The 21,345-nt window shown below is 61.2% G+C and carries 21 protein-coding genes and 1 other RNA gene; 8 read left to right on the forward strand and 14 right to left on the reverse strand.

The window, feature by feature from the left end:
• The first annotated feature begins 45 nt into the window (after positions 1-45).
• Positions 46-1,455: an adenosylhomocysteinase gene (gene ahcY, locus VOI18_RS07430; RefSeq protein WP_323761766.1), complete on the forward strand. Its 1,410-nt coding sequence runs from the start codon at positions 46-48 to the stop codon at positions 1,453-1,455.
• A gap of 819 nt (positions 1,456-2,274) precedes the next feature.
• Here the strand turns inward: ahcY and VOI18_RS07435 are convergent.
• From VOI18_RS07435 to VOI18_RS07455, 5 genes are all read right to left on the reverse strand, one after another.
• Positions 2,275-2,685, reverse strand: coding sequence for a hypothetical protein (locus VOI18_RS07435; RefSeq protein ID WP_323761767.1), 411 nt, complete (start codon positions 2,683-2,685; stop codon positions 2,275-2,277).
• Positions 2,686-2,714: 29 nt separating this feature from the next.
• Positions 2,715-3,293: a 5-formyltetrahydrofolate cyclo-ligase gene (locus VOI18_RS07440; protein ID WP_323761768.1), complete on the reverse strand. Its 579-nt coding sequence runs from the start codon at positions 3,291-3,293 to the stop codon at positions 2,715-2,717.
• 2 nt (positions 3,294-3,295) lie between these two features.
• Positions 3,296-3,455: non-coding RNA, 6S RNA (ssrS, locus tag VOI18_RS07445), on the reverse strand.
• Positions 3,456-3,489: 34 nt separating this feature from the next.
• Positions 3,490-3,915 carry a cell division protein ZapA gene (locus tag VOI18_RS07450; protein ID WP_323761769.1) on the reverse strand — a complete coding sequence of 142 codons (426 nt, stop codon included), beginning with the start codon at positions 3,913-3,915 and terminating at the stop codon, positions 3,490-3,492.
• 4 nt (positions 3,916-3,919) lie between these two features.
• Positions 3,920-4,195 carry a DUF4164 family protein gene (locus VOI18_RS07455; protein WP_323761770.1) on the reverse strand — a complete coding sequence of 92 codons (276 nt, stop codon included), beginning with the start codon at positions 4,193-4,195 and terminating at the stop codon, positions 3,920-3,922.
• Between the two features lie 233 nt (positions 4,196-4,428).
• Here VOI18_RS07455 and VOI18_RS07460 point away from each other — a divergent pair, with 233 nt between their 5' ends.
• The gene (locus VOI18_RS07460) at positions 4,429-5,016 is read left to right on the forward strand and encodes a hypothetical protein (RefSeq protein ID WP_323761771.1); all 588 of its coding nucleotides are present in this window, start codon (positions 4,429-4,431) and stop codon (positions 5,014-5,016) included.
• On the opposite strand, the gene VOI18_RS07465 is transcribed toward VOI18_RS07460, so the two are convergent.
• Together VOI18_RS07465 and VOI18_RS07470 are read right to left on the reverse strand one after the other, a co-directional pair.
• On the reverse strand, positions 5,013-6,044 hold the full coding sequence (locus VOI18_RS07465) for a glycosyltransferase family 2 protein (protein ID WP_323761772.1): 1,032 nt from the start codon (positions 6,042-6,044) through the stop codon (positions 5,013-5,015). The two genes, VOI18_RS07460 and VOI18_RS07465, sit on opposite strands and share 4 nt — an antisense overlap.
• The gene (locus tag VOI18_RS07470; RefSeq protein WP_323761773.1) at positions 6,037-6,645 is read right to left on the reverse strand and encodes an N-acetyltransferase; all 609 of its coding nucleotides are present in this window, start codon (positions 6,643-6,645) and stop codon (positions 6,037-6,039) included. The genes VOI18_RS07465 and VOI18_RS07470 overlap by 8 nt, the downstream gene beginning before the upstream one ends.
• Positions 6,646-6,788: 143 nt before the next feature.
• On the opposite strand from VOI18_RS07470, the gene VOI18_RS07475 reads away from it, so the two are divergent.
• Complete coding sequence (locus VOI18_RS07475; RefSeq protein WP_323761774.1) at positions 6,789-8,531, forward strand: SLC13 family permease; 1,743 nt, start codon at positions 6,789-6,791, stop codon at positions 8,529-8,531.
• Positions 8,532-8,553: 22 nt separating this feature from the next.
• A complete protein-coding gene (gene cysQ / locus VOI18_RS07480; protein ID WP_323761775.1) occupies positions 8,554-9,357 on the forward strand; it encodes a 3'(2'),5'-bisphosphate nucleotidase CysQ in 804 nt (267 codons plus the stop codon).
• 66 nt (positions 9,358-9,423) lie between these two features.
• Here the strand turns inward: cysQ and cysN are convergent, their stop codons facing one another.
• The gene (gene cysN / locus VOI18_RS07485) at positions 9,424-11,319 is read right to left on the reverse strand and encodes a sulfate adenylyltransferase subunit CysN (protein WP_323761776.1); all 1,896 of its coding nucleotides are present in this window, start codon (positions 11,317-11,319) and stop codon (positions 9,424-9,426) included.
• A complete protein-coding gene (gene cysD, locus VOI18_RS07490; RefSeq protein WP_323761777.1) occupies positions 11,319-12,293 on the reverse strand; it encodes a sulfate adenylyltransferase subunit CysD in 975 nt (324 codons plus the stop codon). The genes cysN and cysD overlap by 1 nt, the downstream gene beginning before the upstream one ends.
• Positions 12,294-12,519: 226 nt before the next feature.
• On the opposite strand from cysD, the gene VOI18_RS07495 reads away from it, so the two are divergent.
• The 4 genes from VOI18_RS07495 (at position 12,520) to VOI18_RS07510 (ending at position 15,665) form a co-directional block, all read left to right on the forward strand.
• Positions 12,520-13,350: an ABC transporter permease gene (locus tag VOI18_RS07495; protein ID WP_323761778.1), complete on the forward strand. Its 831-nt coding sequence runs from the start codon at positions 12,520-12,522 to the stop codon at positions 13,348-13,350.
• Between the two features lie 2 nt (positions 13,351-13,352).
• Positions 13,353-14,129 carry an ABC transporter ATP-binding protein gene (locus VOI18_RS07500; protein WP_323761779.1) on the forward strand — a complete coding sequence of 259 codons (777 nt, stop codon included), beginning with the start codon at positions 13,353-13,355 and terminating at the stop codon, positions 14,127-14,129.
• Between the two features lie 83 nt (positions 14,130-14,212).
• Complete coding sequence (locus VOI18_RS07505) at positions 14,213-14,989, forward strand: hypothetical protein (protein WP_323761780.1); 777 nt, start codon at positions 14,213-14,215, stop codon at positions 14,987-14,989.
• Between the two features lie 76 nt (positions 14,990-15,065).
• Entirely contained in the window at positions 15,066-15,665 is a 600-nt protein-coding gene (locus tag VOI18_RS07510) for a hypothetical protein (protein WP_323761781.1), read from the forward strand.
• A gap of 44 nt (positions 15,666-15,709) precedes the next feature.
• On the opposite strand, the gene VOI18_RS07515 is transcribed toward VOI18_RS07510, so the two are convergent.
• From VOI18_RS07515 to VOI18_RS07535, 5 genes are read right to left on the reverse strand one after another with little or no spacing between them, the layout of a single operon-like run.
• Positions 15,710-15,979, reverse strand: a complete 270-nt coding sequence (locus VOI18_RS07515; RefSeq protein ID WP_323761782.1) for a hypothetical protein — start codon at positions 15,977-15,979, stop codon at positions 15,710-15,712.
• Between the two features lie 38 nt (positions 15,980-16,017).
• Positions 16,018-17,328, reverse strand: a complete 1,311-nt coding sequence (locus tag VOI18_RS07520; protein ID WP_323761783.1) for a lipopolysaccharide biosynthesis protein — start codon at positions 17,326-17,328, stop codon at positions 16,018-16,020.
• 19 nt (positions 17,329-17,347) lie between these two features.
• Positions 17,348-18,343 carry a GNAT family N-acetyltransferase gene (locus VOI18_RS07525; RefSeq protein WP_323761784.1) on the reverse strand — a complete coding sequence of 332 codons (996 nt, stop codon included), beginning with the start codon at positions 18,341-18,343 and terminating at the stop codon, positions 17,348-17,350.
• Positions 18,344-18,381: 38 nt separating this feature from the next.
• Positions 18,382-19,233, reverse strand: coding sequence for a sulfotransferase (locus tag VOI18_RS07530; protein WP_323761785.1), 852 nt, complete (start codon positions 19,231-19,233; stop codon positions 18,382-18,384).
• A gap of 35 nt (positions 19,234-19,268) precedes the next feature.
• Positions 19,269-21,068, reverse strand: a complete 1,800-nt coding sequence (locus tag VOI18_RS07535) for a hypothetical protein (protein ID WP_323761786.1) — start codon at positions 21,066-21,068, stop codon at positions 19,269-19,271.
• Between the last annotated feature and the right edge of the window lie 277 nt (positions 21,069-21,345).

Here is a 21,345-nt window from a genome sequence, read left to right on the forward strand (position 1 = left end):
CGCCCTGCAATTTTACGAACGCCGAACAAGAAGGACCTGATGGTCATGACGCAATTTGCTGCGGACAAACCCTATATCGTCAAGGACATGTCGCTGGCCAAATGGGGCCGGATCGAGTTCGACATGGCCGAGATCGAAATGCCAGGCCTGATGGCGCTGCGCGAAGAATACAAGGACAGCCAGCCGCTCAAGGGCGCCCGCATTGCCGGCTCGCTGCACATGACCGTGCAGACCGCGATCCTGATCGAGACCCTGACCGCTTTGGGCGCCGAAGTCCGCTGGGCCTCGTGCAACATCTTTTCGACCCAGGACCACGCCGCCGCCGCGATCGCCGAGACCGGCGTGCCGGTCTTTGCCACCAAGGGCGAGACGCTTGAAGAATACTGGGATTATGCCGACGCCATCTTCCATTGGCCGAACGGCGAAACCGCCAACATGATCCTCGATGATGGTGGTGACGCCACCATGTACCTGATCCTCGGCGAGAAGGCGGAGAACGACCCGTCCATCCTCAACCATCCCAAGTCCGAGGAAGAGACCTTCCTGTTCGCTCAGATCAAGAAGCGCATTGCCGCGACCCCGGGCTGGTTCGCCAAGGCGAAAGCCGCCATCCAGGGCGTGTCCGAAGAGACCACCACCGGCGTCATGCGCCTTTACCAGATGCAAAAGCGCGGCGAACTGCCCTTCCCGGCGATCAACGTCAATGACAGCGTCACCAAGTCGAAATTCGACAACCGCTATGGCTGCCGCGAAAGCCTGGTCGATGCCATCCGTCGCGGCACTGACGTGATGATGGCCGGCAAGAAGGCCCTGGTCTTCGGCTATGGCGATGTCGGCAAGGGCTCGGCTGAATCGCTGGCCGGTGCCGGTGCCCGTGTCTATGTGACCGAGATCGACCCGATTTGCGCCCTGCAGGCCTGCATGGATGGTTTCGAGGTCGTCCGGGCCGAGGACGTGATCGGCGAGATGGACATCTTCGTCACCGCGACCGGCAACAAGGACATCCTCACCGTCGACCACATGCGCGCCATGAAGGACATGGCGATCGTCTGCAATATCGGCCATTTCGACAACGAAATTCAGGTCGAGAGCCTGAAGAACTACCAGTGGACCAATGTGAAACCGCAGGTCGATCTGGTGAACTTCCCCGAAGGCCATCGCATCATCCTGTTGTCGGAAGGCCGCCTGGTGAACCTGGGCAATGCCACCGGCCATCCCAGCTTCGTGATGTCGGCCAGCTTCACCAACCAGACGCTGGCCCAGATCGAGCTGTGGACCAAGGGCGAGAACTACACCAACGAGGTCTACATCCTGCCCAAGCATCTCGACGAAAAGGTCGCGGCCCTGCACCTCGACAAGCTCGGCGCCAAGCTGACCGTTCTGTCGGAAGAGCAAGCCGACTATATCGGCGTGCCGCAGCACGGCCCGTTCAAGGCCGAGCACTACCGCTACTAGGCACTGCCCTATATCGAATTGGAGAAGGCGCCTCGCCAGCCAGCGGGGCGCCTTTCTTTTGTCCCGCCCCCCCCCTCGCGCTTGTCATCCCCGCTAGATGTCCGGCGAAGGCCGGACGCAAGGCGGGGACCCACATGTGGCCAAAAGTTAGGCCCCTGACTTTCGCCCGGCCTGCGCCGGGCGGAAACCTGCGCCCACGCAGGCGGGTGGCAGGGGTGACAAAGGGATGCGCGCACGGCTTTTCGTCTCCGCACGCATTTGCGCCGAAGGATGGGAGGGAACGGGATGTCGGACAATGCCGACATCGGGTTGATTTGAATAACGTGACATCGCCGACATCCCGTTCTCGGAGTTTTCCCGGGCTGTCTCCACCCCGATTCCAATGCGACAGGTAGATGGGGTCGGTCGTTTAGTGCCCCGCGACCTGGTCGCACGCCCTGCCGGAGCTTTGGAGTGTCACATCCAAGGCGCGGACAGGCTCCGCTCGTTTCCGGGCACAAGTGACTGAGCTCGTGCCTCCCGTCCCGAAAACCAAGGGCATTATCGCCTGGTGGCGAGGGGTGGGGACAAGTTTTCGCGGATTTTTGCTGACATGCACTTTCCCTCTCCCTTGGGAGAGGGGCAGGGTGAGGGGTAAATCCCGGTGAGTGCAGCAGGAATCCCCATCATCCGGCCTCCGGCCACCTTCTCCCAAGGGAGAAGGAAAGGCGTGCGCAACGGGGATAAGTGGTGATTTTTCTTCCCAACGCTTTGGGGAGGAAAGGCTCAAAGGGTTCTTCCCCAACAGCCAGACCGGGTGAATCGGCCTTGCCCGGCCAGCTATTCGATAATCGGTAGGCAGCCCTGCGCCACTGCCGATTCCCAGTCCAGCCGGATCCAGCCCAGAGCTTTATCGAGCTCGTGGAACTGGCCGACCGTCCGCCCCGATGAATGCGCCACGGTCGCGACAATCATGGACACGGTCTCTTGGTCTTCGGCCCGGCCGACAAAGGCCAGCTTCGCACCGGGGGCCAGTTCATCAACCAATCCTTGGACATTGTCGATGATCTGAACCGGTTCGGCTGTGATACGGGCCTCACTTATATTGATCAGGGCCCCGCGAACTGAATTGGCCATTGCGACCTCACGCAACTTCACCCTCGACTCAAGGATTTCCGCCGCGTCGACCGCACCAACATGGGTCAGGCAGGCAGCGCTATTGGAGGGGTCATGCGTGACAGTAAAAGTCATGGCCGTTCATGATCCGCCGGCGGCTGGGCCTAGCTAAGACGGAAATCCAAAGCACGGGATTCCGTGACCAGACCATCGAGCGGCTGATCATGCGCCTGTGCGGGGATAACCGCAAGTAGTTGGCTTTCGAAAGACAAACCAATGGCCCGTACAGGCCCGGCAGCTCGCAGGCCAGCCAGGGTGAAGTCGTAGTATCCTTTGCCAAATCCGAGCCGGTTTCCGGAGCCGTCACAGGCCAGCAACGGCACCAGGACGAGACCGGGCTTAAGCGGCGACCGGTCGGCAAGCGGCTCCATCACACCCAGACCGCCGGGCAACAGAGCATCACCGTCTGTCCAGGCCCGAAAGACAAGCGGTCGACCTTGCCCCTGCACAACCGGCAGACACAAGGGGTGGCCCCGGGCAGCAAGGCGTCTCATGAGAGGGCGCGGATCGATTTCGCCATCCAGTGGCCAATACCCGGCCACCGGCGTGCCCGCTGCCGGCAGCCAGTCATCCGGGAAATTCCGCGCCAGATGCTCGCCGGCCGCGGGCCATTGGCGGGCGGCCTCCCGCCGCAGGCCGAGCATTCGGGACCGAAGGGCCGGCTTGTCAGCGGGAGAAATCATGTGGCGGCTCCACTTGCGCCGTCAGAGCGTGTTTATCCCCACAAACCCGACAGTGCAGGTGGGCACCACGTGAACGGGACCAGGGTCCCAGACAGAGGCAGTTCCCTCGTGGAGGTGTACGGTCCGCAGGATAGACGCTCCAGTCGTACGCAGCAGATAACCGCCACCCCCTATGTGGAGGCGAAACGCGCCAAGCTCAAGCGCCGGCTTCTGCAAGCGAGGTGTCGGGTGCAGGCACACCGCCATCACCATCGCTGTCATCGCCTGCGGCTTCCAGCGTGTCGGCAAAGCTTTCCATACGCTCGGCGAGGCGGGTCAGGTGGGCGGTCAGCTCATTGCGGGCTTCAGCCTGAAGGCTCGCCGCGCCATGGTTTTCGTGCCGCAAACGCTGGGCCTGGCCCTCGAGTTCCGCAATCTTGCGATCAGATTCCTTGAGGTCGTCGACCAGGATCAAGGAGGCCATCAGCAGCAATCGCAGATCGCCGATCTGCCCCACCTGACCCGATATCTCGCTGACGCGCTTGTCGAGACTGCCGGCCAGTTCGCGCAGATAGGCTTCCTGACCTTCCTCACAACCGATGGTGAAATCGCGGCCGTTGAGCTGCACCGTTACGCGAGACATGGAATCACCCTTTCTCGCTCAGCAGATCACGCAGATCCGTGATCGCGGTATCCAGCGCGTCGGACGCCGCCTGGGCAGCGTCCTGCAGAACCGCTTCGCGACCTCGGGCCTGATCCAGCGCCTCAGCCAGATTGGCGCGGTCGACATCCGCGTCCCGCGCTTCGACGGCGGCGATCTCGGCCCGACGCACCCGCTCACGCATGGTCCGCGCCACACCCTCGACCCGGCTCATCGCGGTATCGAGGCGGGCGACAACCGCCTCAAGGGCATCTTCAGGCATGTCGGCGCGCACGTTCATACGCCCAAATTCGGCTGTGTCGCGCCAAAGTTCAAGTTCTTCGTCAACTTTGTCCCCTTGCACATTGACTCCAGTTCGAGTCATGGCAGTGAAAAACGGCGGAACCGTGTTGGATTTGTCCGGGCGCACTCCCGTTACACCCGTTTGACGCTGCGCGCGGTCCGGTCCAAAAGGACAGGTCTTCCGAATTCATCGCGCAAGGGCGCCAATCCGAGATGCCATCCCTCCCCGACTGGGCCTTCTATCCAAGCGCTGCAGCTGTTGTGGCGGCCATGATCGCCGCCGCCACGAGTTTTGGTGACAGCAACCATCGCACGCCGGAAGAAATTCGCGCCGAGGGCATCACATTCGCCGGCGATCGATTGCCGATGCTGACGACGGGCAATGGCCTGACCGTCGAGTTCCTCACCGAGGACGGGGTCCAGTTTGCCCGCATCATGGCCGCTCGAGGCCCCCTGGACGGCCTCCAGTCGGCCGGCGCCTTCTTCACCTTGTCCGAATCCGAGATCAACGCGCTGGAAGGGCACCGGCTTCGGATGACCTTTGTCGTGCGCGCGGCTGGCCAGGACGGTGCCGAACACATGCTGACCAATATTTTCATACCCGGCCGCGGCCAGGGACAATGGGTGAGGAATGATCTTGAATCAGCGTTCGGATCGCTGACGATGGAGGTCTCGCCGGCACGATGCGACTGGGACTACGCCTATGTCAGCATGTGGCCGGACTGGAACAATGCCCGCAATCAGGTCGACCTTCAACGCGTGGAATTGACCGTGCTCGAACCGATCCGCTGTTCCGGCTAGTCGCGGCCCTGGCCGGGCAGGCGCACTTTCGGCCGACGGGTGACAAGATCGACCGGACTCCAGTTCATCATCCTGGCAATCTCGACCACCGGAACGCGGCGCCCGGCCTGTACCTGTCGGCGGGTGGCCATAATGTCGGCGCGCCCGGACAAAGCGTCGCGGATCGCCCGAAAGAAAACGCCTGCCTGACCGAAACGCAATGACGAGAGCCAAAGGGCAAGCGTCGCGAGGATGTGCCCGGGCAGCAAAACCCAAAACAGCCAGCCAGGCGTGTTCTTCATGAACACCCAGAGCCGGTTGCGAACACCATGATAGGTCGCGAACGCGGAACGACGACCGGACGACCCGTAACCGACATGATCGACCCTGGCATCTCGCAACTGGACAATCCTGTGACCCAGCAATCGCGCCCGATAGGCAAGGTCAACGTCTTCATTGTAGCAGAAGAACCGGTCATCAAACCCGCCCAGCGCCTCGAACAGGTCGCGGCGAATGAACATCGCAGCGCCGCACGCCGCAAACACTTCACCTTCAGCAAGCAGGGTTTCCACCGGGCGACCATATCCTGACCGATAGGCCAGACCCGCCGCGTGATAGCAATCACCGGTTCCGTCCAGCACGCCCGGTGTATCCGCGGCCAATTGTGTCGAGCCGAAGATGGGGACTCCCGGATGGCGCTGACAGGCCTGTTCGAACTGCTCGATCCAGTCCGGGTGAGCGAACGCATCCGGGTTCAACAACGCCAGCCACTCGCCACGCGCGCCGGAGGCGAGGCGATTATTACCGGTCGCAAACCCGAGATTCTCGGAGCTTTCAACAAAGTCGACCGATGCCGGCAGGTCGGCATGACCGATACGCTCCCCGGCGGGTGATCCGTTTTCCAGCAATCGGATCTCGAGCGGTCGCCGGGTTTGCGCCTGCAGGGCATCCAGGCATCGACCGACAGTCTTGCGGCTGCGATAGGCGACAATCAGAACTGAAACCGACGCCACCGTCTCAAGGGGCGTCGGCCCGGATTGATCAATCAAGGTGGGGGCTATCCTGGTTCGGAGCCGCTTCGACGATCACCAGCTGACCGTCTTTCTCGGCATATCGCTCGCCGGTTCGAGGGCAGGTCAGGTCCTCGCGCAGCACTTCTCCGGACCGGCTTACCCAGCCGATCTGTCGCGCCGGGACGCCCGCCATGAGCGCATGAGCCTTGACGTCCTTGGTCACGGTGGCACCGGCAGCAATGAAGCAATACTCGCCCAGCTCGGTCCGACCATTCGGGTTGCCGCACACTATCGTGGAGTTGGCACCGATCGTTGCACCACGGCGCACGATGGTCTCGCCGAATTCAGCCTTGCGTTCGACGAAACCACGCGGCGTCAGCACGTTCGTGAACACACAGGAGGGGCCGCAGAACACGCCATCCTCCAGATGCACGCCCTTGTAGAGCGATACATTGTTCTGGATCTTGACCTTGTCGCCGATTGTCACGCCCGGTCCGGCCATCACATTCTGGCCGAGCGAGCAATTGCGACCAATCGTGGTGTTGGGCAGAACATGGCTGAAATGCCAGACTTTTGTGCCCTCACCGACAACTGCACCGTCATCGACCACCGCTGTTTCGTGCTTCCAGAATGCCATTTTCAACCGCCCTCAAACAATGCGCGAGAGATAGCGAGGAAGATTTCGACTGGCAAGCAGCAAGGTCCAAAACCGGGTGTTGTTGACCCATCGCGATTGGGCTATGTGAAGCAACCTTTCCTGGTTGCCGATATGGCCCTGTCTTGATCACATTTCCTTCGGGCCAAATCCTTCTGGACCTGTTTCTCGGGCTGGGCCTTGCCGCCGGACTGCTGTCGGGTCGACTGTCTGCCGGACGGGCGTTTGCGATTTTCATCCTGGCGGTCATCGTAACCGGCCGCCTTCCCCTGACCGACACGCTGGACCTGCTGACGTCGCCGGCGATCGTCGCGGTGTCCAGCCTCGTCATCGTCTCGACGGCGCTGGCAAAACTGCCTTGGTTGCCTCGGGTCCTTTTCGGCCGTGCCGGCCGGGGAAAACGGACAACACTGGCGCGGTTTCTCGGATCGGTCGCCATCATGTCGGCCGCGACGCCAAATACCGCCGTGGTCGGCGCCGCGCTTGGCCCGGCCACACGCAACGGCACACTGACCCCGCGCGAGTGCCTGCTTCCCTTGTCATACATGGCACTGGCCGGCGGGATGCTGACCCCGTTCGGAACCAGCGCCAGCCTGCTGGTTGTTGCTGAGGCCGCCCGTTCGGGGCTGATGCTCGACATCCTCGATTTTACCAGACCGGGACTGGCCGTCGTCATCGGTGTCTATCTTTGTCTGGTATTCGTTTCGCCCTACCTCCTCAAGGCTCCGCCGGTCGAGAAAGGCGATAATGCCGACTTCTACTACCTCCAGGCCCGGGTCGAGAGTGACAGCGCCCTCATCGGTCGGTCGATCGAAAAGAACCAGCTTCGCAACCTCCATCATTTCTTCCTTGCGGAGATCGTCCGCGGCGACCGGACTGTGGCACCGGTGGCGCCACAGGAAATCATACAACCCGGCGACCGCCTGATCTTCGTGGGCGATGTTGGCAATGTGGACGAGTTGCGCGCCATGCGGGGGTTGAGCCTCGACAGCGCCCCGCGCTCCCGTCAGGCGGGCACCCAGGTCCATGCGGTCATTGCCACAGGATCGGTTCTGGCCGGGCGGACCCTGCGCGAAATCGACTTCCGGGCCCGCTTCGACGCTTCGGTCGTCGCTGTCCGCCGTGGTGAGAGCCGACTGTCCGGCAAACTTGGCGACATTCGCCTGCAAGCCGGAGACGAGCTCGTGCTCGCAGCCGGCAGTGACTTCCGCCACCGCAGCAATATCAAGTCAAACCTCCATTTGCTGGACCTCGACAATCCCGGCCTGATCCCCCTGAGCCGACGCGGCTCGGCGATGTTGCTCGGCTGCTTCGGCCTCTTCCTGGTCGGCGCCCTGAGCCAGATGGTGTCATTTGCGCTGATCTCGATGTTGCTAGCAGGCCTTGTGGTCCTGGCCGGCTGGGTGCCGCCTCGCGAAGCCCGACGGGTATTTCCGTTCGAACTGATCATTGTGCTTTGGGGCGCCATCGTCCTCAGCGAATTGATCCGCGCCTCCGGTGCGGCCGACGTCGCGGCAGACCTGATTGTCACCTATGCCGGGTCGATGTCACCGATCGCCGCACTGGCAGCCATTTTCCTGATGGCCTGGGTGATGACCGAATTGTTCTCCAACACCTCCGCCGCCCTGACAGCCTTGCCGGTTGCCTTTGTCATCGCCGAAAGGCTTGCCCTGCAGCCGGACGCCTTCGTCCTGGCGACCGCTTTCGGCGCCAGTGCGAGTTTTCTGATGCCTTACGGGTACCAGACACATCTGATGGTGATGACCCCGGGACGATACGGTCTTGGTCATTTCTTGCGGATGGGCAGCGTTGTATTCCTGGTCTATGCCACGCTGAGCCTCACATCCCTTTCAGTCCTGTACCTGTAACAAAACCGCTGCTGGAGTGCCCATGTCCGACCTGACCGACAAGAATGCCATCGCCCTGTCCTTCGCCGAACTCTGCAGCGAGGCCGGCGTCGAGATCATGCGGATCTACAACACCGACTTCGAAAACCGGTCCAAGGACGACAATTCGCCCGTGACCGATGCGGACGAAGCCGCCGAAGCCATTATCCTGCAAGGTCTCCAGGCGCGTTTCCCCGGCGTTCCGGTGCTTGCGGAAGAAAGTTTTGCGGCCGGATTCCGGCCCGAAATCGGTACGGCTTTCATCCTGGTCGACCCGGTCGATGGAACCAAGGAATTCATCAACAAGAATGGCGAGTTCACGGTCAATATTGCGCTGATTGAAGACCGGCGACCAACCGCCGGCTGCGTTTTCGCACCAGCCCGCGAGCGGATTTATGTCGGCGGGACCGAGGCCTGGGCCGGCGCGCACCGGGCCGGCGATCCGGTCCGCCTTGACGGTCTGGCGAAGATCCGGACCCGCTCGCGCCCCGAAAGCGGCATGACCGCCGTAATGAGCCGGTCTCACGCAGACGCCGACACCCTGGCCTTCGCCGAGTCCTGTGGCGTTTCTGACCGGATATCGGCCGGTTCATCCCTGAAGTTCTGCCTTGTGGCTGAAGGTCGTGCGGACGTTTACCCGCGGTTCGGCCCGACCAAGGAATGGGACACTGGCGCGGGACACGCCGTGCTCAATGCCGCCGGTGGTGCGGTCACCACACCGGAGGGTACCCCCTTCCTCTACGCCAAGGAAGCAACCGAATATCTCAATGGGGCCTTTGTTGCATGGGGCCGCCCGGATCCAGCCTGAAGCCGGCGGACGAGCGACGGACAGGGCGCGCGGCGCGACCCTGCCCGTCATCGTTCCGTGTCGTGATCAGCCCAGGCGTCCTCGCTCACGCAGGTGGGAAATCACCTGGTCAGCCGCCTCTTCGGCGGACAGCTTGGACGTGTCGAGCCGGATTTCCGGTGCCTCCGGCTCTTCATACGGACTGTCCAGCCCGGTGAAATTCTTGATCTCACCCGCCTGGGCCTTCTTGTAGAGGCCTTTCACGTCACGCTGCATGCAGACGTCCAGCGGCGTGTCGACAAATACTTCGACAAACTCGCCGTCATCGACCAGCTCGCGCACCATGCGACGCTCGGACCGGAACGGCGAAATGAACGAGCACGTGACCAACAGGCCCGCGTCTACGAACAGTTTTCCGACTTCACCGATGCGCCGGATATTCTCGACGCGGTCGCCGTCGGTGAATCCCAGATCGCGGTTCAGGCCGTGGCGGACATTGTCGCCATCAAGCGAGTAGGTGTGCAGCCCGGCTTCGGCGAGCTTGCGCTCGACAATATTCGCAACCGTTGACTTGCCCGCACCGGACAGGCCGGTGAACCACAGCAAGGTCGGCTTCTGGCCCTTGATCTGCGACCGGCGTTCCTTGCTCACATCCATGGCCTGGGTGTGGATATTCGAGGCCCGGCGAAGACCAAACTCGATCATGCCGCCACCAACGGTCTGGTTCGTGAACCGGTCGATCAGGATGAACGAGCCGGTATCGCGAACCTCACGGAACGGATCGAACGCGATCGGACGGGCAGTCGACACGTTGCAAAAGCCGATGCCGTTCATTTCCAGTTTGCGGCTTGGCTGCTTCTCATAGGTGTTGATGTCCACGCGGTGCTTGAGCGTGGTGATCGTCGCCGGTGTCGTCGCTGTTCCGATCTTGAGCAGATAGGATCGCCCCGGCAGCAGATCGTCATTGGCCATCCAGAGGATCTCTGCGGCAAACTGATCCGACACTTCCGGCCGTTGCTCGGCCGACGCGAGGACATCGCCTCGCGAAATGTCGATTTCCTGGTTCAATACCAGCGTCACCGCGTCACCGGCTGTCGCGGTCTCGAGATCCCCGTCCGCGGTCACAATGCGCGAGACATTGGCCGCCAGGCCGGATTGCGCGACCACGATGGCATCCCCGACACTGACCTTGCCCGACACAATCATGCCGGAATAGCCGCGGAAATTGAGATTGGGACGATTGACCCATTGCACGGGCATGCGGAACGGTTCGCTGCGCAGCTCGGTGTCGAGGTCGAGGTCTTCCAGATACTCGAGCAGCGTGGGCCCTGTGTGCCAGCTCATGGCCTCGCTGCGACAGGTCACATTGTCCCCGAAACGCGCTGACATCGGGATCGGCGTGATCGACTCGAAACCCAGCGCATCGGCGCTCTTGAGATATTCCGCGACGATTTCATGGAACCGGCCGCGCGAATTGTCCGCCAGGTCCATCTTGTTGACGGCCAACACGATGTGCCGGATCCCCATCATGCGCGCGATATAGGTGTGGCGCAGCGTCTGCACCAGAACGCCCTTGCGGGCATCAATCAGAATGACCGCAACGTCGGCGGTCGACGCACCGGTCGCCATGTTGCGGGTATACTGTTCGTGCCCCGGCGTATCGGCGACCACGAACTTGCGCTTTTCGGTCGCGAAAAAGCGGTAGGCGACATCAATCGTGATGCCTTGCTCCCGCTCGGCTTCGAGCCCGTCCAGAAGCAATGCGAAATCAATCTCGTCGCCGGCGGTGCCATGCTTGCGACTGTCGCGCTCAAGAACGTTGAGCTGGTCTTCAAACAGGAGCTTGGAGTCGTAGAGCAGGCGGCCGATCAAGGTCGACTTGCCGTCATCGACGGATCCGCAGGTGAGGAAACGCAGCACACCGCGACCACCGGAATGGGTCAGTCGCTCGATGACTTCGTCGCGCTTGGCTTGAATGTTCATCAGAAATACCCCTCGCGCTTTTTCTTCTCCATCGACCCGGCCTCGTCATGGTCGATCAGCCGTCCCGACCGTTCCGACGTCCGGGCGGTCAACATCTCGAGAACAATTTCCTCAAGCGATTGGGCCGTCGACTCGATGGCACCGGTCAGCGGGTAGCACCCCAGCGTGCGGAAGCGCACCATCTTGAGCTCGGGGGTTTCACCCTCCTTCAACGGCAGGCGGTCATCGTCGACCATGATAAGCTGGCCGTCGCGCTCGACCACCGGGCGATGCCCGGCGAGGTAGAGCGGAACGATCGGGATGTCCTGCTCGAGGATGTATTGCCAGATGTCCAGCTCGGTCCAGTTCGAGAGGGGGAAGACACGGATCGATTCACCCTTCTTGATCTTGGTATTGTAGTTGCGCCACAGCTCGGGCCGCTGGTTCTTCGGATCCCAGCCGTGATTGGAGTCGCGGAACGAGAAGATGCGCTCCTTGGCCCGCGACTTTTCCTCGTCGCGGCGGGCACCGCCAAATGCGGCATCGTATTTGTGCCGGTTCATGGCACTGCGCAGCGCCTCGGTTTTCAAAATCTGGGTGTGCAGCTGCGAGCCGCTGTCCCAGGGATTGACCCCACGGGCGATGGCGTCCTCATTGATCTCGACGCGGATTTCCAGACCCAGTTCTTCGGCCAGGGCGTCACGGAAGGTGATCATGTCGCCGAACTTGAACGTTGTATCGACATGCTGCAGCGGAAACGGCGGTTTGGCCGGGTAGAAGGCTTTCAGCGCCAGGTGCAGCATGACCGCACTGTCCTTGCCGATCGAATACAGCATCACCGGGCGCTCGAACTCAGCCGCCACTTCGCGAATGATGTGGATGCTTTCTGCCTCAAGCGCCTTGAGGTGTGCGGACAGCTTCCTGTCAGCCGGTTTCTTGCTGTCGCCCGCGAACCGGGCCGCGTAGGCTTTGACGTTTTCCTGAATGCTGGACATTACTTTGAGGCCGTATCCAATCTACCAATGAGAGCTAGCTTGGTCCTATCGCCCTGCGCGAGGGACGCAAGGGCTAATTGCCCCTGCCCCTGCATATTTTCAACCGACAGTGATCAATCGGACAGCTGGTCCTTCCCGCTGCGGACGGCTCGGGTGCTAGCAGCTTATGATTTGCACGGATGCCGCCAGCACGTTATCTGAGCAGCGCTTGTTACCGGACGCCTTGATGTTCAATTTGCCGCAGTTGATGGTCGGTTCGAACCGATACCCACGCACGGGCGTTCATGACGCGCTGGCGTCGGTCCTGTCCTGGCGCCTGTGGCTGGTGCTTGGCATCCGCGAAGTCAATTCCTACTACCAAAGAGCCTTCATCGGCCCGGCCTGGCTGACCGTGCACGCGGGAGTGTGGATAGCCGCAGTCACTTTCATTTTCGGCTTCGTGATCGGGTTGGACGAGAGCACGCCGATGTACGCCGCGCACGTGGCTGTCGGTATCGTGATGTTCCATTTCATCACCAATATCGTCGCCGGAAGCAGCGAGGTCTTCATCAAGTCTCGCATCATGATTCACAGCCATCCCAACCCCCTGCTGATCCATCCGATGCGCCTTGTTGCTTCCGCCGTCTATGAAATGGCGTTGCAACTACCGGTCATCATTGCTGTTTTCATGATATTCCAGACGAGCCTGACGCCGACAGCCTGGCTCGCCATTCCGGGTCTGATGATGAATTTCGTCATGGGCGTCGCCGTGGCGCTTTTGTTCGCATTGGCCGGAGCCAGGTTCGGTGATTTCCGCTTCGTGACCCTGGCCGGCATGCGGCTGGCCCTGTTCATAACCCCGGTTTTCTGGCCCGCGGACCGACTGGGGCCTGACACGCGTTTCATTGCAGACGCCAACCCGTTCACCCATTTCATCGCCATTGTGCGCGATCCCCTGCTTGGTGAGCCTGCACCGATGCTCGCCTGGATCACCGTTCTGGCCTGGTTTGCCCTGTGCGCGGTCGTCGGGGGCGCCTGGTTCGCCTCTGCCCGCCGCACCATTCCCATGTGGGTCTGATCATGGTCGTAGATGTCAGAGTGGACGGCGCTTCGGTCTATTTTCCCCAGCGTCGCCAAAAGGTCCGCCGGCGCATGCTGTCCGGGAACAGGGTCGGCGGGGACCTGATCGAATATCGCGACAGGCCGCATGTCGCCGCGCTGCAGGGAATTGACCTCGACCTCCAGGCCGGATGCCGGGTCGGCCTTGTTGGCCACAATGGTGGCGGCAAGACCACACTTTTGCGGACGATCGCCGGGGTCTATACACCGACCGAGGGCGAAGCAACGGTGCGCGGGCGGGTGTCGACCCTGTTTTCAAACGCCGTCGCCCTGAGCGAATATGATACCGGACGAGCCAATCTCGAGCTGGCCGGGCTGCTGAACGGGCTGTCTGCCCGAGCCGTTCGGCGGACGCTGCCGGAAGCGGTCGAGCTGGCCGGACTGGCCGCCTATGTCGATGATCCGATCGTGTCCTACTCCGAAGGCATGAAGACGAGGCTTGGCTTCGCCATGGCGGTCCTGACCAAGCCAGATATTCTGTTGATCGACGAAATCCTGAACGCCTCGGACTGGGCCTTCCTCGATCAGATCCGAAACAACATCACCGCGCTCAACAGCCCGGACCACATTCTTGTCATCGCGTCCCACTCACGCGAACTCCTTCGTCACCTCTGTGACGAGGCGATCGAACTCGAACGCGGACGCATCAAGCGTCGCGGGAGTGTGGAATCCGTTTTCGCGGCGATGGACGAGGACCGGGCAGCTGCGGCACAATGGCCGGATGACCCCGGTCAATGACCTTTCAATTTCGAACCGCGCGCTGCAACACACCGACGCCAGCGCCGGCCTCCAGCAACGCTTGACTGCCGTGGACCCGACACATGCGAGACTTTACGCTCGACGCCTATCTTGAGGTCATCGACCTCCTGCGGCGCAAGGACTATCCCTTCTTCGGAATCGCCGATTGGATGGCGACCAATCCGGAGCGGGGCGCGCTGCTGCGTCACGACGTTGACCGGAAGCCCGCAAATGCGCTCGAGATGGCTCAGGCCGAGGCTGATCGCGGTATCAGAGCCACATACTATTTCCGTATCCTCGACATGTCGTTCGACCCGACGATCATTCGGAAAATCGCCGACCTTGGTCACGAGATCGGTTACCATTATGAAGATTTGAGCCTCGCTGGCGGTGACCATGACAAGGCCATGGCCCTGTTCACCGGGCACCTGGCCCGATTGCGCGAGCTTGCGCCTGTCACCACCATTGCGATGCACGGGCGCCCGTTTTCGGCCTATAACAGCCAGGCTCTCTGGGACCGGGAGGCCCTGTCCGACTACGGCCTCATCGCGGAGGCGTTCCGGACCGTCGATTATTCCGGGACCTTCTATTTCACCGACACCGGACGTCGCTGGGATGCCGGCCGAACCAATTTGCGCGACCGCCCCAAAGTCGCCCTCTTCCCTGACGAGGCTGTGCCAGACACAGCAAGCTTGAAATCATGGATCGAGAAGAATGCACCGGCACGCCTGTCGATTTCTGCCCACCCGGAACGGTGGGATGCCCACGCCGGCAATTGGTATGCGCAAATGAGCAAGGACCGCTTGATCAATCTTGCCAAGGAAATCCTCGTCCGGGTCCGTCCGCCGAAACCGGTCTGAACCACAACCGCTTGCGGCATGCCGCCCGACTGACACCCCGTCTTGAAGCCCCGAGGGGCCACAAAGGAGAGCCCAGATGACGCCCAGAATGCTTGCCTTGATTGCCGCCACAGGACTGGCGGCATGTTCGGACAGTCAACCCGCCGAGACGCCGCCTGCAAACGAGCCGGCGGTCACTCTACCGACCGCCGCCGAGGCATTCGCGGAACGATTTGATCTCGCATCCGCCGATCATGTCCTGCTGTTCGATGACCGGGAAACGCGCGACGCGATGAGTTTGCCGGACGAGTTCACGTTCGAGTTTCTTGAGGATGACGATGTCGGTCGGGTGGCGGTGAGGGGATATCGCGAGTCTCCGGCGCCGCACGGACGCACCCAAGGGATCAGCCTCCGACTTGCCGACACGGTCGAGCAAATGGTGAGCGGTCACCCGATCGAGATCACGGTAATCGCGCGCGGCGCCAATCCCGGCACCGAGTATCGCGCCGCCTACTCGACCAATGATGTCGGCAATTCCGGCTGGCGGGATCTGGCCGCCGGCCCTGACTGGGAGGCCACGACCTTCCGGTTCAATGTGCAGCCAATCGAAGCCGGAGGCGGCGACTTCATCGGCATCCTGCCGCCGACCAGCGGCGATGTCGAGATCGCTGCCATTGCGATCCGGATCGCAGACTGACGGTCCTCCGCCGGCCTCGTGCACGAGGTCGGCGGACGGCTTGCCTAGAGCAGTGCACCAATCAACGGGCGCAGCAGCCAGTGCAGGATGGTGGATGCAATGCCCGCGATGATGCCGCCGCCGGCATAGGTTGCGATGGTCAGATACTCTCCGGCGCGAAGCGCCTGTGTCGCGGATTGGCGGTTGAAGGCCAGGGCGAAAAACGCGCCGGCCAAGCCCAGCAAGGGCATCGAGTTCAGGAAGAACCCCAGCACCAGGGTTGCGGGCAGTCCGCCCGCGAAGCCGAGATTCACCGGCTTCTTGATGTCATCCATATTTCCCCCCTTGCGGGTCACGCAGACCCGATCATGTCTCAGAACACGATACGTACACCGAGTACGCGACGCGCCAATACCACAAGCATTATGGATGAGACAACAAAGCTGCCGCCTGTCGACAGGGCGGCGCCGAGCAGTCCCATTCCCGGGATCAACGCAATGTTCAGGACGCAGTTCGCGAGCAGGACTGTCGCCATGTAGCCGGTATGGACCGATGGTTTGTGGGCCTGTGAAAACGTCTGATTGAACATCAGGAACGGCGCCGCGACGCCCATCATCGCCAACAGGACGAACAGTGGCGTTCTGGCGACATAGTAGATCGGGTCGCCCAGGAACCAGTCCACAAAGAACGGGTAGAGCAACCAGCCAAAGCCCGCGGCGATCAGGAATACCGGTGCCCCCGCCATGAAAATCAGGCGACTGAGTTTGAGTATCCGCTCGCGCTCTCCGTCGCGGATATGGCGCGCTATCAGCGGATTGATATTGTTTCGGACAACGAAAATGGCTTGCATCACGCCTTCCTGGATCAACACGGCCATCGTGTAGATCCCGGTCTGCGCAGCTCCCACCATGTAGCCGAGGACAAGCACCGAGACCCTTGAGTTGAGCTCCAGGATGGCACCGCTGAGAAACACACGGGCGCCGAACGACAGGTGTCGGCGGATCCAGACACGATCGAGATTCATGCGCTTCAGCCCGACCGCCCGGATCGCAGCCACAGCCAGGACCGGCAGCAGGGCCAGCTCGGCGACCGTAAGGCTGAGGGTGATATAGGCACCCGGCGCGTCGGTCAGGGCCAGGACGACAAGCGCCGCAATCATGAAAATATACCGCAAGGATTGCATGACCGCGAACACCCGCATCTGGCGGGCGCCGTTGATGACAGCGTAAAGCACCTTGTTGACCGCAAAGCCCCACAGGCCCGGCAGCATGACCAGCCAGGCCGTTACAAACCCGTCGATCTGGTAGACCTGCGCCAGGACCGGCGTCAGGAGCAGCCCGGCGAGCGTCGCCACGGTTGTCGAGATTGCCACGACCACAACCGCATGGAATGCCCCCGAAATGGCGCGATCCTGGTCGTCATGTGCGAACTCTGACACCGACTGGAGCGCTGACAGGTGGAAGCCGAAAACGCCGAACTGCGACAGCGCGATATAGAGTGCGAAACAGATATTGAAGAGGCCGAGGACCGTCTCGTCATAGACCCGCGCGATGATGATGTTCATCACGACGCCGGCGGCGGCCAGAAAGACAAGGCTTCCCAGGTTCCACACCATGCCCGACATCAGGCGCGTCGGCGGCGGGGTTATCGCTGTGGAGACCGGTTTGGTTTCTGGATCCGACATGACGGGCCTCTTGTGACGGTCAAGCTGCCAACTTCAAGAGCATCGGTGAAACGAGCTGGAACAGCGGCATGGGCATACGCTTTAGCACGGAAGACGCGAGTTTGACCGCAGCCGATTCCCGTTCCACGCCGCCCCCTTCGCCACCGATGGTCAGATAGGGCAGGTCCACACTGACACCGCCCCATTTTTCCTTGTACTGGACAAGGTTGGGCTGGCTTTTCGGCGAGGTCCCGAAGTCCACTTTCCGGCGCCCGCGTGCGAAAGCGGCCTCGATCGCGTCCCACATGACCAGCTGGTTGACGCCATCCTGCCAGATATCCCGCCGGTCCAATGACGCCCCGTAACCATAAATGGTCGTTTCGCCGTCATCGATGAAGATGATCGAGGCCACCGCCTCACCATCCGCATTGACGGCGGTGTGCATATGAAAGTCCGTGCCGATCAGGCCGGCCATCTGCGGAAAGAATGATTTCGGGAAGGTCGGCGACCCCTGGCGTCGCCGTGTCTCCGCCTGCATCGCCGTGAACGCATCCAGGCAGGCTGGCGAAGCCTCACGGGTCAGCGAATAGTTCGACTTCTGGGCCTTCTTGATCTTGCGTTGGATGCTCGACTTGTTGAATCCCTTGAACACCGCGTCGACATCGTCCGCGGCACTCATGTCCAACACCGTCATCACACGCCCGTCCACACGGGCGCCCTCATGTCCTTCGCCAGCGCCATGGACCTGGACCGGCAACACTCCGGCGGGCCAATCGGACGGGGTTCCAAGCGGCTCGACGTGATGGGACAGCGGCAGCGCAATCCTTGCGCTCTTCAGGCTCGTGCCCATTTTCGACACCATGGGCAGGAAATAGGTTACCTGCCCCGCCTCGTCGCGGCCGATGACGGCGCCGACCGGCCAGCCGAACACGCTCTCCAGGAAATCATGCCACGGTTTCAGGTGATAAACCCGCGCACCCGGCATGGCGGCCACGGCCTGGTAGATGGCCTCATCGATCTGCTTGACGTATTCCATGCCTGTCCCCTGCCCGGTCGCACCAAGCCTTGCCGGTATCAGCCGGGCTTCTTCATCATGTCCGGAATTGGTATGCCAGACTGCCCGACCACAATTCCGGTGTCGTTCGCGTAGGCGCTCGCAAGCCCTTGCAGCATTGCCGGCGGATCGGCAATGAATTCCTCGTACTGAACATCAAAGGCGGTTCGCCCCGCCGCTGCGAGATCGCGATCGATCTGGCTTTGAACGGCATCATACTGCCACCGCGTTTGCTCGATCGGCGCTGCCGCGGACACGGACTCCGACCCGTCCGGGCGAACACCAGCCCAATCCTGCTCGGAGCCGACACTACGGCGCATCTTGAGGATCGACCTCGCGGTGGTCTCCCGGTCCCGATGGGTCCGGACGACCCACGCATCGGGCAGCGCTTCGAAAATGGTCGGCAGGCGGACTGCATTGACCGTATTCTTGCACAGGTAGGGCAGGCCACTGGCCGCCGACATGTGTCGCACCGCCTGCCCGAACGATGTGACCCGACGCTCATCGTCAAGAAAATAGCGCATCAGCGGCCCTGCTTCAGACGCGCCCCACAATCCGGGTACATAGCCAAAATCGCTGGAGTCGCCATGGGACCGCTCGCGATCCTTGAAAGAGCGACTGATGGCGTGTGCCATGCACGGCAGGCTGAACAGGGCAGCGTCGACATTGCTGGGATAGGTAAACCGGAAATGGGTCAGCAGTCGTTGATACAGGATCGTCGTGCCGGTTCGCGGCGGACCGACAATGAAGATCGGCGGCAGCGCCGGCCCGTCCCCGACAGATTTGGCCAATTGCCGGTCGAGGGCGGTCAGGGGCCAGAGTCTGGGCATCACAACCTGACAGGTCTCTGAAATGATGCCCAGGACGCTCATGGAAATACGCTTTCGCTCTCGTCCGGCAGAAACAACTAGTAGAGTTTTTCGATCGAGTTGATGGCGAACATGGCCCGGTCAAAATCAAACCCGATCACGTGCGCATACTCCCGGATGGACTCGTAGCGCGGCGCGTTCTCGACTTCGGCCATCTTCAGTGCCGTTGCGCGATCAAGCTGGCCGTCCCGAATCTGGTTGGACCGGAATGTATCAATCTCGGAGAAACCAGCCACGGTGTAATAAATGTAGTTGTAGAAGGCTGCCGTGCCGTCTCCGACCCGCCAGGTGCTCTCCGTGTCGGACGCCGTCTCCCAGCCATACCGGTTCTTCAGGGTGTCGTTGATTTCGTCCTCGTTCCACTCGATGTAATCATAGAGCCAGACGAAGTCATGTTTCTGGAAGTAGGACGACCAGAAGCCGGTTCCGGTATCGACCAGCGACGAGTTCCAGTAACCCGGGTTCTTGCCCATATGCCAGGCGAAATAGCCGATATAACGAGCCTTCTTGAGGATCGACATGTCGTAGGGCCGCCACGACTTGCCCTCACCATAGCCCTTGCTGTGAACGCCACAGAAGCCGGATTTGAAATCGGTTTTCTCGAAGCGATTACCACAAGTGATCACAAGATCGATATTCCGCTCTTTGCGCAACTTGTTGTAATAATAGAAGTACATCTTGTCGCCGGCCATGAACAACGGAATGATGCCGAGGTTCGGATCGCGCAGCCAGGCGTTTACATTCTCCCGGATGTAGCGCCGCTTTTGCTGAATATCCGCCGAGACCAACAGATGCTCGACACCCATGTCATAGGTCATGCGTGACGTGTTGCGCCGGGCCAGATCCGTCACCAAAGCCCAGTCATAGGTATAGGCAACGGTGTTGAGACCGAGCTCGTTGACGGCATAGTGCAGCCCGAAACAACTGTCCCGGCCGCCCGACACGCCCATCAGGAGTTCCGGCGTGCCATCCTTGCGGCGATAGGGCTCAACGGCTTCGTGCAGGGCATCCAGTCCCTTGACCTTGAACGGCACATGGTCGCGGCATGTGCTGCAGACGCCATTTTCGTCAAACGTGATGCCCGGAAGCGTTTCGGGAAGGATGCACTTGGTGCAGCGGCGCAAATTGCGACGGCGGTCGGCGGCTTCCTCGTGCTGATCGATGATCTTGGCGCTGGCACGCTGCGCCGATGTCGAAATCTGGACGACAGGCTCGGATGCCTTGAGATCGAAGATGACCGGCTCTGACTCGGCATCAACAAAGCAGGCTTCAAACGGCTTGAAACGCTTCAGGGGAACGCCCTCGAACGCCTTGCGGACATAGGCGTTCTTCTCGCGGAGTTCATCGAGAAAACGGCTTTCGGAGGCACAGATAAAGATCCCGTCGCCACCATCAAACGCATACAGCGAGCCGAAATTGGTTCCGCACAACAGGCCCTGGGCATCATCGCGCAACATCACGGTCGCCGCCTGCCCTTCCAGTTCTGCATAGACCGAGCGATACGCATCGAGCACGTCGCTGCCTTTTTCGCGCGCCGCGTCGAACAGGTAGGGGATCAAGGTGGAGTCGAGTTGCGATTTCGGCCGGTCGAGCTCCGGGTGCTTGGCCCAGACCGCTTCGTCATTGACGATGATGCCATTGTGCACTGCGACCGAATGATGGCCGACCGTGGGCAGGTTGTTGGTATTGATGCCCTGATTGCCATTGGTCACAAGCCGGGCGTGACCGATCACGGAAACCGGGCCATTGATGCTCCCGTCGGGCCGCGACTTTGCCGCCGACGCACGCCCGTAGAATTCATTGAACTCTTTGAACTTTATCAGCTTATTAGCGTTCATCGCCTTCTTGTAGACGAACACTGAATCGTCAGCATGAAATGCGAGCCCGGATGCTTCCTTGCCACGAGATGACGACAGGCGGAACAAATCATCGACCACCCCGCGAAGTTCGGCCGACGTGATTGACCGGTCTCCCCAGATGGAAACCCCAAAAATACCGCACATAGTGGACGTCCCTGACAGAAAGCTAGATTCGACTCGCCACAACCCCGACGATCAGGCTTCAACACCGTGAAATCATGATTGGTGGCGCGAGCTTGAGTCGTCTTAATGAAAC

It is taken from the genome of Maricaulis sp., assembly GCF_034670125.1.
Classification (GTDB): Bacteria; Pseudomonadota; Alphaproteobacteria; order Caulobacterales; family Maricaulaceae; genus Maricaulis.